Below are 14,926 nucleotides of genomic sequence, written 5' to 3' on the forward strand. Positions count from 1 at the left end.
GCCTCTCTCAGTGGTTGGGGATGCGTGCCAGCAGCCGGACGGCCGCCGGTGACGGGGGCTTTCCGGCGTCGCGGACCGCGCGGAGCAGGTGGTTCACGCGGTGGCGGTTGGCCGGAGTGGTGACAAGGGCGGGCAACAGCGAGGTGAGGGCCGCCTCGCACTCCGGGTCGCGGTCGGCCGTGAGGACCCAGCCGCGCAGGATGCGCAGGGCCTCGGAGGTGCTCTCCCGGTCGGCCAGCGCCGCTTCCCAGAAGGCCACGAGGTGGCGCGCCTCGGTGTCGTCCACGGCTGCCGCAGCCTGTGCGTACCAGTCCAGGACGATCGGACGGTCGTCCGGCCCGTCGGTCTGCCGACATGCCTGGAGGAAGGCGAGCAGTGCGTACGTACGGACCCTGCGGTCGCTGTCGAGGCGCTCGGCCAGGGCGCTCAGCACAGGTGCGCGCACCGCGAGGAGCAGGAGTTCCAGTGCGTCCGCGAACTGAAGGGCCTCCTCCTTGGCGTAGGCCTCGGCGTCGAACTCCTCGTCGTCCTGGTCCTCGTGCGGGCGCTGCAGGTGTATGGCGTCCAGCAGGGCGCTCAGGGCGTACTGGTAGTGCACTGGGCCCAGCAGCCCGTATGCGCGTACGGCCGTCCAGCGGCGGCCCGCGTAGTCGTCGTCGCTGGTGCACCAGTCGTGCAGGATGCGCAGGACGGTGGGCACGTCCAGGAGCTGGGCCATGGTGAGCGCGTTGGCCGCGGTGAGCCAGGAGTTGAAGTGCTTGGTGTCCGCCCAGGGTTCGATGAGCAGGGCCATGGCCGAGGACAGGTCGGCGGTGGCCAGCAGCGCGGTGGCCGAGGCCGCCCGGGTCCGTACCAGGGGGCGGCCGTCGTCCGCGAGTTCATGTATCCACTTGACGAGGGCGGGCCGGGCGGACGGGTGGAGGTTCCACACCTCCTCCAGCAGGATCGGGGCCGTGCGCTCGTCGCAGAACTCGGCGATGTACCGGCCCACGAGCGGACCCCACTCGGTGACCTCCGTGCCCACGTACCCGCGCGCTCGGGCGAGGCGGAGCCGCTCCTCACGGGAGCTGCCGAAGACCGGGATCCGGGGCGCCGTACGAGGGTCGGCCGTGTGTTGCAGGTGTGCGTAGAGCTGGTCGGCGAGCTCGGCAGTCACCGCGTAGGGAGCCTTGTCGAAGACGGCGAGCGCGATGAGGAAGGCCTTGTCGCGCAGTTCACGCTGGTCGTCGGTGAGCCAGCGGGAGACCTGTGCGGCCACGGCGGCCTGTCCTTGAGCGGCGAGTTCCTCCTCTCCGATCCTGCCGCTCTGGAAGGCGACGAGTTGTCGTGCGAACTGGTCGATCTCGCCGGGCTGCTGCTGTCGTACGAGAAACTCCTTCACCGGCGCGATGTCGCAGAGATCGGCCCACGCTGCGGCCCCGGCATGCCGGGTGACGTGGGAACGCAGCATCTCCTCCGTCGTCGGTGGTTCCCAGCGCACCACGGGGACGTCCTCCAGGGCCGTCGACGGCTCGATCGTGATGACCAGGTGGCCTCCGGCGTGCTCCAGCCGCTCCCGCAGGGCCAGGAGGTGCGGTTCGCGCAAGGGGTGGCTGCGGGTGGTCGTCAGGTTGAGCAGCAGGTATCCGCATGAGTCGGCCAGCTGCTCCGGGAGAGCGGAGAGCGAGGTGGGTGCGCCGAGGCTGCGCATGTGCTCGGCGCCCAGGTGCAGCAGCAGCATCAGCGCCGCTGAGCGCCGGCCGGTGTCCCGCCCGCCGGAGAGGATGACGACCCGCTCGCTGCGCAGCCGGTCGAGGGCCTCTTCGAAGCTCGGGCAGCCGTGGAAGACGTACGACAACTCCTCGACCTGGCCCCGGGGGACCTCCCCTGAGAGGTGTTCGAGATGCTCCGGTCGTGAGCCGAAGTGGTAGTTCACGTCGCCCTCGACCACGCCACCGGTGACACCGAACAGGTCCCTCTTGGCGTCGGTGCGGGCCAGCGGGGAGACGAAGGCCGGGCCGTGGGAGATCAGATCCCAGCGCGCGTCCCAGGCCTTCTGCCGCTGCCGTTCCTGAGACTCGGCCGACTCGTCCTGCTTCTTCTGGTCACCGTCCGGCTTGGCTCCGTCGGCGGAGGCCGCGGCGCCCTTCGCCATGTCCTCCTGACTCATCGGCGCTCACCTCGCCGGGACGAGCCGAAGTCGTAAGTCAGGTCGCCGTTGGTGCCACCGCTGGGACCGAAGTGGTCGCCCTTGACGCGGGTCTCGTTGTGCTGGCCGGACGGGGCGCCGCCGGTCGGGGAGTCCGCGGGGGCGTCGGCGGCGGGCGCGCCCGGCGTGGGATCCGCGGGTGCGCCGTGGAGCCATGCGATGGTCGGCCCCTCCTTGGTCTCCACGGTGATCCGATGGAAGTCCTCCGGCCGCACGCCCAGGTGGCCGTTGCTGACGACGCCCTGGTAGACGCCGTCGGACGCGCACAGCACGCAGTCGTCGCCGCGGTTCTTGAGCGCCGCCTTCAGCGGGCCGGAGTCCAGCAGCCGTACGGCGTGGTTGAGGTCCCTGCCGACCCAGCCGCCGAGCTCGTCCACGGCGACGTAACCGGCGGAGAGCACGATGCGCAGCCGCATGCGGGTGCTGTCGGCGATCAGACGGTTCTTGCTGTGCAGGAGTGCGGGGGTATCGCTCAGCAGGGTCTTGGCAAGGGCCGGTACGGAGATGCGGGTGTCGATGAGCTCCATGACGGAGTCACCGCGGTCCGCCCGCAGCCGGGACGTCTCCTCGACGCCGGCGGCGAGGAGCGTGGCGTCGACGACGTCGTAGAGCATCCGGCGCAGATAGGCCTGCTCCACGTCGTCACGCTTGCCGAACTGCTCGATGTCGAAGAGCAGGATGGTGCGGTACACGGGGTCGGTCATGGGCTGCCTCTCGCGAGTGAGCTGATGCTCAGCACGATGGCCTGCCCCGGGCGGGGGCCGAAGGCCCGATGACACGGAGGAACTGTGACCGTGTGCACAGACGGGACGGGGTCCCGTGTGGTCAGGCCGCGCCGCCGGCGACGATGCGGCGCAGCACGTCAGGGCGGAGCACGACGATGCGGCGACGATCGGTGGTGACGACCTTGCGGCCGCGCAGGTCCTTGAGAAGCCGGGCCACCGCCTCGCGTGAGGAGCCGACCGAGCCCGCGAACTCCTGTTGGCTGAGGCCGATGGTGAGTTCGATCCCCTCGTCCGTGTGCCTGCCGTGGGTGCGCACGAGTTCGAGCAACAGGACGGCCAACCGCTCACGCACCGTCAGGGCGGCCCATTCGAGCCTGCGGCGGTCTGTCGAGCGCTGTCGGTCGGTGGCGAGGCCCAGCAACTGCAGGGCCACCCGGGCGTTGGCGGCGAGGAACGCGGTGAAGCGGCTCTCCTCCACGACCACCGCGTCGACCGGCTCCAGGGCGGTGACCGTCGCCGAGCGCAGCCGTCTGCTGAGGGCCGCGCCCTCGCCGACTATGTCGCCCGGGCCGCGCAGGGCGAGCAGGGCCTCGTAGCCGTTGACGGCGTTCACCGTGACCTTGGTCCAGCCGTGCAGGAGAAGCAGCACATGGGTGGACGGTTCGTTCTGGCGCATGACGACACCGCGTGCCGGATATTTCAGCGGGCGGCCGATGGCAAGCAGGGCGACCCGGTCCTCCTTCTCCAGACGGGCGAGAAACGGCACCTTGTCGTCGAAACCGCCGTCGTCCCACGTATGCGTCTGCCCCCCGGCCATATCCCCTGCCCCCTCGTTCACCTGCACGGATGCCGTTGATTCCGCAACCAGTCAACGTACTTGAAGTGGCGGTTCGGGAAACGGGCGACAATCGGCCGCCGTGGCCGACGCGCCGTCGGCCGGTGTGGCAGGGCGTGCTGGCGCGGCCGCGAGTGGTCCAAGGGTGATCTGTCCGGACGTTTCCGGTTAGGGGTGCGGGAACCTGTCCCGGTATCGGAGCGTTGGAGCATCATGGAGGCATTCGACCGCCCAGGGGGTGCTCCTGTGTCGCAACCGTCATGGCAACCGTGGCAGGGCAAGGACGAGTCGCCGTCAGGGCCGGGCAGGGACGGCCCGGCAGCGGGGTCCTGGTCCGGCGCGCGCGCCCCGGTCGTGCCCCCCTGGCCCGGGTACGCCGTCCCGCAGACCGGTGTCGTCCCGCAGCCCGGAGCCGCCTCCGCCATGCTCGCCTCCCACGCCGACCGTGAGCGTGCCGTCGATGTGCTGCGGGCCGGGTACGGGGAGGGGCGGCTGGAGAAGGCGGAGTTCGACAAGCGCGTGGAGCGGGCGTACGGCGCCCGGACCGTGGGGGAGCTGGCACTGCTCGTCTCCGATCTGCCGCTCGGTCCCGTGCCGCAGCCGGCGCCCTTCACCGCCGTACCGCGGACGTTTCTGCCCGCGCCGCGGCCGCGGGCGAACGGGAAGGCGGTCGGGGCCGCCGTGTGCGGGCTGCTGTGTGTGCCGACGTTCGGGTTCACCGGGATTCCGGCGGTGATCCTCGGGCACGCCGCCCGGGCGGAGATCGACCGGACGGGAGAGGGCGGCGACGGGCTCGCGCTGACCGGGCTGGTGTTCGGCTGGCTGTCGATCGCCGCGTGGTCGGTCCTGATGACGCTGCTGCTCGCGGTGGGTCTGGCCTCCGGGTGAGCATCGGGACGACGGGCCCGACGCGCCCGCGGAAGCCGTGATTCTGCATGCGCGGAATGTGAAATCGAAGATCGTCCACGGCGTAGGGGCTTGACACCGTCCGCCCCGCGATGTCGCTGCCGTCCATTTGTTTTGACCGCAGCGAATGAGCTAGGTACGCTCAGACCTTGTGCCTGGGGTGTGCCCTGGCTCTCGTGCGTGCCTTCAACCGCACTAGGGGAGCCGTGAGCGGCCACCGCGATCTGCGCCCTTTTCGCCTCGCGGCGGGAGTCACCGGATTCGACACACCCGACCGCGTGGGTCGGCGATGTTCCAGGTTAGCTTCACCATTCGGCACACAGAAACCGGAGAAGTAGTGCCTACGATCCAGCAGCTGGTCCGCAAGGGCCGGCAGGACAAGGTCGAGAAGAACAAGACGCCCGCACTCGAGGGTTCCCCTCAGCGTCGCGGCGTCTGCACGCGTGTGTTCACGACCACCCCGAAGAAGCCGAACTCGGCCCTGCGTAAGGTCGCGCGTGTGCGTCTGACCAGCGGGATCGAGGTCACCGCTTACATTCCGGGTGAGGGACACAACCTGCAGGAGCACTCCATCGTGCTCGTGCGCGGCGGCCGTGTGAAGGACCTGCCCGGTGTTCGCTACAAGATCATCCGCGGTTCCCTTGACACCCAGGGTGTCAAGAACCGCAAGCAGGCCCGCAGCCGCTACGGCGCCAAGAAGGAGAAGTAAGAATGCCTCGTAAGGGCCCCGCCCCGAAGCGCCCGGTCATCATCGACCCGGTCTACGGTTCTCCTCTTGTCACGTCGCTCATCAACAAAGTGCTGCTGAACGGCAAGCGCTCCACCGCCGAGCGCATCGTGTACGGCGCCATGGAGGGCCTGCGCGAGAAGACCAGCAACGACCCGGTCATCACGCTGAAGCGCGCGCTGGAGAACATCAAGCCCACGCTTGAGGTCAAGTCCCGCCGTGTCGGTGGCGCCACCTACCAGGTGCCGGTCGAGGTCAAGCCCGGCCGCGCCAACACGCTGGCGCTGCGCTGGCTGGTCGGTTACTCCCGCGCCCGTCGCGAGAAGACCATGACCGAGCGTCTGCTCAACGAGCTTCTCGACGCTTCGAACGGCCTTGGTGCGGCCGTCAAGAAGCGCGAGGACACGCACAAGATGGCCGAGTCCAACAAGGCCTTCGCGCACTACCGCTGGTAGTCGCAGACCCCATCGAGACCGAGAGAAGACTGAAGCCTTATGGCTACCACTTCGCTTGACCTGGCCAGGGTCCGCAACATCGGGATCATGGCCCACATCGACGCGGGCAAGACGACCACCACCGAGCGGATCCTGTTCTACACCGGCGTTTCGTACAAGATCGGTGAGGTCCACGACGGCGCCGCCACCATGGACTGGATGGAGCAGGAGCAGGAGCGTGGCATCACGATCACCTCTGCTGCCACCACCTGTCACTGGCCGCTCGAGGACAACGACTACACCATCAACATCATCGACACCCCCGGGCACGTCGACTTCACGGTCGAGGTGGAGCGTTCGCTCCGCGTCCTCGACGGTGCCGTCACGGTGTTCGACGGTGTCGCCGGTGTCGAGCCGCAGTCCGAGACCGTGTGGCGTCAGGCCGACCGCTACGGCGTGCCGCGCATCTGCTTCGTGAACAAGCTGGACCGTACCGGCGCGGAGTTCCACCGCTGTGTGGACATGATCTCCAGCCGCCTGGGTGCCGTCCCGCTGGTCATGCAGCTGCCGATCGGCGCCGAGATGGACTTCAAGGGCGTTGTGGACCTGGTCCGCATGAAGGCGCTCGTGTGGTCCGCCGAGGCCGCCAAGGGCGAGATGTACGACGTCGTCGACATCCCGGCCACGCACACCGAGGCTGCCGAGGAGTACCGCGGCAAGCTGGTCGAGGCCGTCGCGGAGAACGACGACGAGATCATGGAGCTGTTCCTGGAGGGCCAGGAGCCCACCGAGGAGCAGCTGTACGCCGCGATCCGTCGCATCACCATCGCGTCCGGCAAGTCCGACGGCGTCACGGTCACCCCGGTGTTCTGTGGCACCGCGTTCAAGAACAAGGGCGTCCAGCCCCTGCTCGACGCGGTCGTGCGCTACCTCCCCACCCCGCTCGACGTCGAGGCCATCGAGGGCCACGACGTGAAGGACCCCGAGGTCGTCGTCAAGCGCAAGCCGTCCGACGACGAGCCGCTGTCCGCGCTGGCGTTCAAGATCATGAGCGACCCGCACCTCGGCAAGCTCACCTTCGTCCGGGTCTACTCGGGCCGCCTGGAGTCCGGCACCGCCGTGCTGAACTCCGTCAAGGGCAAGAAGGAGCGCATCGGCAAGATCTACCGCATGCACGCGAACAAGCGTGAGGAGATCGAGTCGGTGGGCGCCGGCGACATCATCGCGGTCATGGGCCTGAAGCAGACCACCACCGGTGAGACGCTGTCCGACGACAAGAACCCGGTCATCCTGGAGTCCATGGACTTCCCGGCGCCGGTCATTCAGGTCGCCATCGAGCCCAAGTCCAAGGGTGACCAGGAGAAGCTGGGTGTCGCCATCCAGCGTCTCGCGGAGGAGGACCCCTCCTTCCAGGTCCACTCGGACGAGGAGACCGGCCAGACCATCATCGGTGGTATGGGCGAGCTGCACCTTGAGGTGCTGGTCGACCGTATGCGCCGTGAGTTCAAGGTCGAGGCCAACGTCGGCAAGCCGCAGGTCGCCTACCGCGAGACGATCCGCAAGGCCGTCGAGCGCGTCGACTACACGCACAAGAAGCAGACTGGTGGTACCGGCCAGTTCGCCAAGGTGCAGATCGCGATCGAGCCGATCGAGGGCGGCGACGCCTCGTACGAGTTCGTGAACAAGGTGACCGGTGGCCGTATCCCGAAGGAGTACATCCCTTCGGTCGACGCCGGTGCGCAGGAGGCCATGCAGTTCGGCATCCTCGCCGGATACGAGATGACGGGCGTCCGCGTCACGCTTCTCGACGGTGCCTACCACGAGGTCGACTCCTCCGAGCTCGCGTTCAAGATCGCCGGTTCGCAGGCCTTCAAGGAGGCCGCGCGCAAGGCGTCCCCCGTGCTCCTTGAGCCGATGATGGCCGTCGAGGTCACCACGCCCGAGGACTACATGGGTGAGGTCATCGGCGACATCAACTCCCGCCGTGGTCAGATCCAGGCCATGGAGGAGCGGGCCGGTGCCCGCGTCGTGAAGGGCCTCGTGCCCCTCTCGGAGATGTTCGGCTACGTCGGAGACCTCCGCAGCAAGACGTCGGGTCGCGCAAGCTACTCGATGCAGTTCGACTCCTACGCCGAGGTTCCGCGGAACGTCGCCGAGGAGATCATCGCGAAGGCCAAGGGCGAGTAACGCACCGCGTTCGCACGCTTTAGGCTTGACTCCGGAGCCCGGAGGGGCATTCACCCGCGTTTGTGGGGGGTTGCCCCCGGGCCGAGGCTTTCCAGCAAAGATCACCTGGCGCCGATGAAGCAAGGCGTTCAGAACCACTCCACAGGAGGACCCCGTGGCGAAGGCGAAGTTCGAGCGGACTAAGCCCCACGTCAACATCGGCACCATCGGTCACATCGACCACGGTAAGACGACCCTTACGGCCGCCATTACCAAGGTGCTGCACGACGCGTACCCGGACCTGAACGAGGCCTCGGCCTTCGACCAGATCGACAAGGCTCCCGAGGAGCGCCAGCGCGGTATCACCATCTCCATCGCGCACGTCGAGTACCAGACCGAGACGCGTCACTACGCCCACGTCGACTGCCCCGGTCACGCGGACTACATCAAGAACATGATCACGGGTGCGGCGCAGATGGACGGCGCCATCCTCGTGGTCGCCGCCACCGACGGCCCGATGCCGCAGACCAAGGAGCACGTGCTCCTGGCCCGCCAGGTCGGCGTTCCGTACATCGTCGTCGCCCTGAACAAGGCCGACATGGTGGACGACGAGGAGATCCTGGAGCTCGTCGAGCTCGAGGTCCGTGAGCTCCTCTCCGAGTACGAGTTCCCGGGCGACGACGTTCCCGTCGTCAAGGTCTCGGCGCTCAAGGCGCTCGAGGGCGACAAGGAGTGGGGCCAGTCGGTCCTGGACCTGATGGCCGCCGTCGACGAGGCGATCCCGCAGCCCGAGCGTGACGTCGACAAGCCGTTCCTGATGCCGATCGAGGACGTCTTCACGATCACCGGTCGTGGCACCGTCGTCACCGGTCGTATCGAGCGCGGTGTCCTCAAGGTCAACGAGACCGTCGACATCATCGGCATCAAGACCGAGAAGACCACCACCACGGTCACCGGCATCGAGATGTTCCGCAAGCTGCTCGACGAGGGCCAGGCCGGTGAGAACGTCGGTCTGCTCCTCCGTGGCATCAAGCGCGAGGACGTCGAGCGCGGCCAGGTCATCATCAAGCCGGGCTCGGTCACCCCGCACACCGAGTTCGAGGCGCAGGCCTACATCCTGTCCAAGGACGAGGGTGGCCGCCACACGCCGTTCTTCAACAACTACCGTCCGCAGTTCTACTTCCGTACGACGGACGTGACCGGCGTCGTGACCCTCCCCGAGGGCACCGAGATGGTCATGCCGGGCGACAACACTGAGATGACGGTTTCGCTCATCCAGCCCGTCGCCATGGAAGAGGGCCTGAAGTTCGCCATCCGCGAGGGTGGCCGCACGGTGGGCGCCGGCCAGGTCACCAAGATCAACGCCTGATCTTGACCCGGTAGGTCTCTGGAAGGGGCCCGTACGACTCCGGTCGTACGGGCCCTTTCGCATGCCCGGCTTGCCGATCGTGGCGAAAGGAGCCAGGGGGAGCTCCTGACGGCGCTCGGCCAGCAGTGGATGAGCTGGGCCACGATCAGGAGGGCGGTCCCGCTGACAAGGGGGTCCCAGGGCGGGGTGTCGGCGACCGGTGAGATGCCGGGGAGCAGTACGGCGGCGAGGGCGGCGCCGACGTAGGTGCCCATAGGCGTCTTCGTTTGTACATGGGCGAGATCATCGGGATGGACGGCACACCTGGCAAGAGTCGCCGACGACTGTCAAATGAAGTCTGAGGGAACTTTCCGAAGCGGTTCGGCGAGGTTTGCGGCAACTCCACGACATCCGTGGGAGGAATGTTCTTGTCTGGTCACTGTGGGGTGGTTGTGAGGGTCGTAGCCTGAGGCGTCCGATGGCCACCCCGGCCCGGGATCCCCTCGCGAGGACGGACGGACACGCAGGTGTCGATGCAGGACGCGGAACAGCGCAGAACGTCGATACCGCGGCGGCTCGTCGGCGGCCTGCAACAGCCGCTGCCTCCCCTCGCCGTGCCGTCCCCGCCGCGTCAGCCCGCCCGGCACGGCGCCGTACGCGACCGTGCCGGCCGCCGTCTGTACGCCATCGACGGCATCCGGCTGCTCGCCGCCCTGATGGTCGCGATGCACCACTACGCCGGCACCGACCGCGTCGACCAGCCGGGCAACCGCATCTGGGACCGGCCGGTCTCCGACATCATGCCGACGGTCTTCCGGTTCGCCTCCTACGGCTGGATCGGCGTCGAGATCTTCTTCGTGATCAGCGGTTTCGTGATCTGCATGTCCTGCTGGGGCCGCACTCCGAGGCAGTTCTTCGTGTCGCGGGTGATCCGGCTGTACCCCGCCTACTGGTTCGCCGTCGCCTTCACCACCACCGCCCTGCTGCTGCTGCCCGGCGTCTGGGACCGCCTGCGGATGCGGGACGTACTCCTCAACATCACGATGCTCCAGTCCGGTTCGGGCGTCATGAACGTCGACGGCGTCTACTGGACCCTCTGGTCGGAACTGCGCTTCTACCTCCTCTTCCTGGTCGTCGTGTGGACCGGCCTGACCTACCGCAAGGTCGTCGTCTTCTGCTGTGTGTGGGGCGCCGCGGCCATGCTCGCCCCGATCTCCGAGCTCCCCCTCCTTGACCTGGTGGCCAACCCGGAGGGCGCCTGGTACTTCATCGCGGGCCTCTCCCTGTACCTGATGCACCGCTTCGGCCAGGACCTGCTGCTGTGGGGCATCCTCGCCATGGCCTGGCTGATGGGCCAGCGCGAACTGGGCATCCGGATCGACGAGGTCGAGCACGTCTCGGGGTGGCGGGGGAGCGTGGCGATCTTCACCGTGTTCCTGCTCGCCATGGTCGCCATCGCCCTCGGAGCCACGGACCGCATCCGCTGGAAGTGGCTGGTGACGGCGGGCGCGCTGACCTATCCGCTGTACCTGACGCACTACGCGGCCGGTACGGCGGTCATCAACCGCCTGCGCGACACCATGGACGCCCGTCTCCTGGTCGTCTCCGTCATCGCCGGGTTCCTGCTGCTGAGCTGGCTGGTGCACCGGTTCGTTGAGCGCCCGGTGGCACGGCTGCTGAAGCGGGGCCTCGACACGTCGTTCGCGCGGCTGCGGAACGCGAGCGGCTGACAACCGTACGGCGACCGTGCCATCTAGGTACGAACGCTCATGCGAACGCGTGCGCCCGCGCGCTGTGATGGACCCATGCCGGACCTCACACTCGACGACGACCGCGCGACCGGTGCCTGGGTCGCCCCGCTGGTCTCGACGCTCCTGACCCTGCCCGCGTGCCTGCTCGTCTATCTCGTCGGCGGCCTCTCCACGATGGCCTGTGACTCCTGCGCGGGCGCCGAGGCCGACCGCTTCGAGTCGAGCTTCGGCGTCGCCTTCCCGGTGCTGCTCGGCGGCCTGGGCATCGCCCTGTTCCTGCTGGCGGCCAGCTGGGCCCTGCCGTGGGAGCGCCGCAACACGGCCCGGCGGGTGGGGTTCGCGCTCGCGGCGCCGGTGATGGTGCCGTGCGTGTACGTCGTCTTCGCGGCCCTGGTCGACTGGCCGTAGGGCAGGCACACGTCGTGATCAGGTCGGGGGATGGTCTGCACGCTCCGGTGCGTCCGGACAACAGCGGGGCCGCCGACCGGGAAACCGATGGCACTCCACCGCGACGCCGTGGCGGTTCGGAGGGGACCTGTGTTTGACCTGCGTCACTCCCGGGGTATTGTCTCCGGCTCGATTGGCCAGGCCCCTGCCCCGTATGGCAGACTAGCGGGGTTGCTCGGTCGAGTGTTGATGCTGCGCGCCTCCCGCCGGGAGGACCGGAAGCGAGTCCCACAGTACTCGTCGCCCTAACTGCCTTACGGCAGCGCTGGGGCGGACGTACGGGAATCTTTCGGGAAGCGGAGTGCGGCACTGGCCAGGCGCCCGGTGGACCTCTTTCCCAGACAAGGGATGTTCGAACAAGGGACATCTATGTCGGTGAGAGTGCGACACACCCGACCGCGTGGGTCGGAGAAGTCGAAGGAACGCCGGGTTCCAGAGCGGTAAATAGACAGGACTACGGAGTAGCCATGGCGGGACAGAAGATCCGCATCCGGCTCAAGGCCTACGACCACGAGGTCATCGACTCCTCGGCGAAGAAGATCGTCGAGACGGTGACCCGCACTGGTGCGTCGGTCGCGGGCCCGGTGCCGCTGCCCACTGAGAAGAACGTGTACTGCGTCATCAAGTCGCCGCACAAGTACAAGGACTCGCGCGAGCACTTCGAGATGCGCACGCACAAGCGCCTGATCGACATCCTCGACCCGACCCCCAAGACCGTTGACTCTCTGATGCGACTCGACCTCCCGGCCGGTGTCGACATCGAGATCAAGCTCTGAAGGCCGGTGATCTGAGAATGGCTAAGCAGATCAAGGGCATCCTGGGCGAGAAGCTCGGCATGACGCAGGTGTGGGACGAGAACAACCGTGTTGTTCCGGTCACCGTCGTCAAGGCCGGCCCCAACGTCGTCACCCAGGTCCGTACGAACGATGTCGACGGCTACGAGTCGGTCCAGATCGCCTTCGGCGAGATCGACCCGCGCAAGGTGAACAAGCCCCTCAAGGGTCACTTCGCCAAGGCCGACGTCACGCCCCGCCGCCACCTCGTCGAGATCCGCACCGCGGACGCCTCCGAGTACACGCTGGGCCAGGAGATCTCCGCCGAGGTCTTCGAGGCCGGCGTCAAGGTGGACGTGACCGGCAAGAGCAAGGGCAAGGGCTTCGCCGGTGTCATGAAGCGTCACAACTTCAAGGGCCTCGGCGCCGGACACGGCACCCAGCGCAAGCACCGCTCTCCCGGCTCCATCGGTGGCTGCGCCACCCCGGGCCGTGTGTTCAAGGGCCTCCGCATGGCGGGTCGCATGGGCAACGAGCGGGTCACCACCCAGAACCTGACCGTTCACGCCGTTGACGCGGAGAAGGGCCTGCTCCTCATCAAGGGCGCGGTTCCTGGTCCGAACGGCGGCCTCGTCCTGGTCCGCACCGCGGCCAAGGGGGCCTGAGGACTATGAGCACCATTGACATTCTGTCGCCCTCCGGCGACACCGCCGGGACCGTAGAGCTCCCGGCCGAGATCTTCGACGTCGAGAAGATCAGCATCCCGCTGCTTCACCAGGTCGTCGTCGCGCAGCTGGCCGCCGCCCGTCAGGGCACGCACAAGGTCAAGCGTCGTGGCGAGGTCCGTGGTGGCGGTAAGAAGCCGTACCGCCAGAAGGGCACCGGCCGCGCCCGTCAGGGTTCGACCCGTGCGCCGCAGTTCGCCGGCGGTGGCGTCGTCCACGGCCCCACGCCGCGTGACTACTCGCAGCGGACCCCGAAGAAGATGAAGGCCGCGGCCCTGCGCCACGCCCTCACCGACCGGGCCCGCAACAACCGCATCCACGTCGTCTCCGGCGTCATCGAGGGCGAGTCGCCTTCGACGAAGGCCGCGAGGACGCTCTTCGGCAAGATCAGCGAGCGCAAGAACCTGCTGCTCGTCATCGACCGTGCCGACGAGGCCGCGTGGCTGTCCGCCCGCAACCTGCCCCAGGTCCACATCCTGGAGCCGGGCCAGCTGAACACGTACGACGTTCTCGTCTCGGACGACGTGGTCTTCACCCAGGCCGCTTTCGAGTCCTTCGTGTCTGGCCCCAAGGCCGCTGACACCGAAGGGAGCGAAGCCTGATGGCTACGCGTCACCCGAGCATTGCCTCCAAGGCTGCCAAGGCCGCCAAGGCCGCGCGCGTCGCCAAGGCGCGTCGCCACGCCGCCGAGGGCAAGAACACCGTCGTCACCGCGCCCAGCAAGGCGTTCACGGATCACCGTGACGTCCTGCTGAAGCCGGTCGTGTCCGAGAAGAGCTACGCGCTTCTCGACGAGGGCAAGTACACGTTCATCGTCGCCCCCAACGCCAACAAGACCCAGATCAAGCAGGCCGTCCAGGCGGTCTTCTCGGTCAAGGTCACCGGCGTGAACACGCTCAACCGCCAGGGCAAGCGCAAGCGCACGAAGACCGGTTTCGGTCAGCGTGCGGGCAGCAAGCGCGCGATCGTGACCCTGGCCGAGGGCGACCGTATCGACATCTTCGGCGGTCCGTCCGCGTAAGCGGGTCGGATCGTCCGATATCGGACGAGGACTGAGAAATGGGAATCCGCAAGTACAAGCCGACTACGCCGGGCCGTCGTGGCTCCAGCGTCGCCGACTTCGTCGAGGTCACGCGGTCCACGCCGGAGAAGTCGCTGGTCCGCCCGCTGCACAGCAAGGGCGGCCGTAACAACGCCGGTCGTGTGACCGTTCGCCACCAGGGTGGCGGACACAAGCGCGCCTACCGAGTCATCGACTTCCGTCGCCATGACAAGGACGGCGTGCCGGCGAAGGTCGCGCACATCGAGTACGACCCCAACCGCACCGCGCGCATCGCGCTGCTGCACTACGCGGACGGCGAGAAGCGCTACATCCTCGCCCCGCGCAACCTGCAGCAGGGTGACCGCGTCGAGAACGGTCCCGGGGCCGACATCAAGCCGGGCAACAACCTGGCGCTCCGCAACATCCCGGTCGGTACCACGATCCACGCGATCGAGATCCGTCCCGGTGGCGGCGCCAAGTTCGCCCGCTCCGCCGGTGCTTCGGTGCAGCTGCTGGCGAAGGAGGGCACCATGGCCCACCTTCGTATGCCCTCCGGTGAGATCCGCCTGGTCGACCAGCGCTGCCGCGCCACGGTCGGCGAGGTCGGCAACGCCGAGCAGAGCAACATCAACTGGGGCAAGGCCGGCCGCAAGCGCTGGCTGGGCGTCCGCCCGACCGTTCGCGGTGTGGCGATGAACCCGGTTGACCACCCGCACGGTGGTGGTGAGGGCAAGACCTCCGGTGGTCGCCACCCGGTCAGCCCCTGGGGTCAGAAGGAGGGTCGTACTCGTTCGCCGAAGAAGGCTTCGAACAAGTACATCGTCCGCCGCCGCAAGACGAACAAGAAGCGCTAGGAGCG

15 protein-coding genes are annotated in these 14,926 nt (G+C 67.9%); 12 read left to right on the forward strand and 3 right to left on the reverse strand.

The genetic code is table 11. The features are described 5' to 3' along the window. Positions 1-7: 7 nt before the first annotated feature. The 3 genes from ACI2L1_RS14810 to ACI2L1_RS14820 form a co-directional block, all read right to left on the reverse strand. On the reverse strand, positions 8-2,149 hold the full coding sequence (locus tag ACI2L1_RS14810) for a hypothetical protein (RefSeq protein ID WP_404739728.1): 2,142 nt from the start codon (positions 2,147-2,149) through the stop codon (positions 8-10). After that, positions 2,146-2,892, reverse strand: coding sequence for a hypothetical protein (locus tag ACI2L1_RS14815; protein WP_404739729.1), 747 nt, complete (start codon positions 2,890-2,892; stop codon positions 2,146-2,148). The genes ACI2L1_RS14810 and ACI2L1_RS14815 overlap by 4 nt, the downstream gene beginning before the upstream one ends. A gap of 121 nt (positions 2,893-3,013) precedes the next feature. After that, a complete protein-coding gene (locus ACI2L1_RS14820; RefSeq protein ID WP_404739730.1) occupies positions 3,014-3,730 on the reverse strand; it encodes a Crp/Fnr family transcriptional regulator in 717 nt (238 codons plus the stop codon). Between the two features lie 264 nt (positions 3,731-3,994). Here ACI2L1_RS14820 and ACI2L1_RS14825 point away from each other — a divergent pair, with 264 nt between their 5' ends. The 12 genes from ACI2L1_RS14825 (at position 3,995) to rplB (ending at position 14,921) form a co-directional block, all read left to right on the forward strand. After that, positions 3,995-4,636, forward strand: a complete 642-nt coding sequence (locus ACI2L1_RS14825; protein WP_404739731.1) for a DUF1707 and DUF4190 domain-containing protein — start codon at positions 3,995-3,997, stop codon at positions 4,634-4,636. 355 nt (positions 4,637-4,991) lie between these two features. After that, positions 4,992-5,363, forward strand: a complete 372-nt coding sequence (gene rpsL, locus ACI2L1_RS14830) for a 30S ribosomal protein S12 (RefSeq protein ID WP_003948652.1) — start codon at positions 4,992-4,994, stop codon at positions 5,361-5,363. A 2-nt stretch (positions 5,364-5,365) separates the two neighbouring features. Continuing rightward, the gene (rpsG, locus tag ACI2L1_RS14835; protein WP_007384059.1) at positions 5,366-5,836 is read left to right on the forward strand and encodes a 30S ribosomal protein S7; all 471 of its coding nucleotides are present in this window, start codon (positions 5,366-5,368) and stop codon (positions 5,834-5,836) included. Positions 5,837-5,875: 39 nt separating this feature from the next. After that, a complete protein-coding gene (gene fusA / locus ACI2L1_RS14840) occupies positions 5,876-8,002 on the forward strand; it encodes an elongation factor G (protein WP_404739732.1) in 2,127 nt (708 codons plus the stop codon). 154 nt (positions 8,003-8,156) lie between these two features. Continuing rightward, positions 8,157-9,350 (forward strand): elongation factor Tu, encoded by a 1,194-nt coding sequence (gene tuf, locus ACI2L1_RS14845; protein ID WP_404739733.1) that lies wholly within the window; start codon positions 8,157-8,159, stop codon positions 9,348-9,350. 512 nt (positions 9,351-9,862) lie between these two features. Further along, positions 9,863-11,059 carry an acyltransferase family protein gene (locus tag ACI2L1_RS14850; RefSeq protein ID WP_404739734.1) on the forward strand — a complete coding sequence of 399 codons (1,197 nt, stop codon included), beginning with the start codon at positions 9,863-9,865 and terminating at the stop codon, positions 11,057-11,059. A gap of 75 nt (positions 11,060-11,134) precedes the next feature. Next, a complete protein-coding gene (locus tag ACI2L1_RS14855) occupies positions 11,135-11,488 on the forward strand; it encodes a hypothetical protein (RefSeq protein WP_404739735.1) in 354 nt (117 codons plus the stop codon). 506 nt (positions 11,489-11,994) lie between these two features. Next, positions 11,995-12,303, forward strand: coding sequence for a 30S ribosomal protein S10 (gene rpsJ / locus ACI2L1_RS14860; protein ID WP_003948644.1), 309 nt, complete (start codon positions 11,995-11,997; stop codon positions 12,301-12,303). A gap of 17 nt (positions 12,304-12,320) precedes the next feature. Then, positions 12,321-12,965 carry a 50S ribosomal protein L3 gene (rplC, locus tag ACI2L1_RS14865; protein WP_005481233.1) on the forward strand — a complete coding sequence of 215 codons (645 nt, stop codon included), beginning with the start codon at positions 12,321-12,323 and terminating at the stop codon, positions 12,963-12,965. A 5-nt stretch (positions 12,966-12,970) separates the two neighbouring features. Then, positions 12,971-13,627, forward strand: coding sequence for a 50S ribosomal protein L4 (rplD, locus tag ACI2L1_RS14870; protein WP_404739736.1), 657 nt, complete (start codon positions 12,971-12,973; stop codon positions 13,625-13,627). Next, positions 13,627-14,046 carry a 50S ribosomal protein L23 gene (gene rplW, locus ACI2L1_RS14875; protein ID WP_404739737.1) on the forward strand — a complete coding sequence of 140 codons (420 nt, stop codon included), beginning with the start codon at positions 13,627-13,629 and terminating at the stop codon, positions 14,044-14,046. Before rplD ends, rplW begins: the two co-directional genes overlap by 1 nt. Positions 14,047-14,084: 38 nt before the next feature. Then, the gene (gene rplB, locus ACI2L1_RS14880; RefSeq protein ID WP_030039757.1) at positions 14,085-14,921 is read left to right on the forward strand and encodes a 50S ribosomal protein L2; all 837 of its coding nucleotides are present in this window, start codon (positions 14,085-14,087) and stop codon (positions 14,919-14,921) included. Positions 14,922-14,926: the final 5 nt, after the last annotated feature.

The sequence above is a fragment of the Streptomyces sp. NPDC019531 genome (assembly GCF_044903305.1).
GTDB lineage: Bacteria > Actinomycetota > Actinomycetes > Streptomycetales > Streptomycetaceae > Streptomyces.

Excerpts from the sequence above, each read along its gene's own strand:
- ACI2L1_RS14850 (WP_404739734.1), top strand. The coding sequence starts at position 9,863 with ATGCAGGACGCGGAACAGCGCAGAACGTCGATACCGCGGCGGCTCGTC.
- rpsG (WP_007384059.1), top strand. The coding sequence starts at position 5,366 with ATGCCTCGTAAGGGCCCCGCCCCGAAGCGCCCGGTCATCATCGACCCG.
- ACI2L1_RS14820 (WP_404739730.1), bottom strand. The coding sequence starts at position 3,730 with ATGGCCGGGGGGCAGACGCATACGTGGGACGACGGCGGTTTCGACGAC.
- rplB (WP_030039757.1), top strand. The coding sequence starts at position 14,085 with ATGGGAATCCGCAAGTACAAGCCGACTACGCCGGGCCGTCGTGGCTCC.
- fusA (WP_404739732.1), top strand. The coding sequence starts at position 5,876 with ATGGCTACCACTTCGCTTGACCTGGCCAGGGTCCGCAACATCGGGATC.
- rplD (WP_404739736.1), top strand. The coding sequence starts at position 12,971 with ATGAGCACCATTGACATTCTGTCGCCCTCCGGCGACACCGCCGGGACC.
- rplW (WP_404739737.1), top strand. The coding sequence starts at position 13,627 with ATGGCTACGCGTCACCCGAGCATTGCCTCCAAGGCTGCCAAGGCCGCC.
- ACI2L1_RS14810 (WP_404739728.1), bottom strand. The coding sequence starts at position 2,149 with ATGAGTCAGGAGGACATGGCGAAGGGCGCCGCGGCCTCCGCCGACGGA.
- rplC (WP_005481233.1), top strand. The coding sequence starts at position 12,321 with ATGGCTAAGCAGATCAAGGGCATCCTGGGCGAGAAGCTCGGCATGACG.
- rpsJ (WP_003948644.1), top strand. The coding sequence starts at position 11,995 with ATGGCGGGACAGAAGATCCGCATCCGGCTCAAGGCCTACGACCACGAG.
- ACI2L1_RS14855 (WP_404739735.1), top strand. The coding sequence starts at position 11,135 with ATGCCGGACCTCACACTCGACGACGACCGCGCGACCGGTGCCTGGGTC.
- ACI2L1_RS14815 (WP_404739729.1), bottom strand. The coding sequence starts at position 2,892 with ATGACCGACCCCGTGTACCGCACCATCCTGCTCTTCGACATCGAGCAG.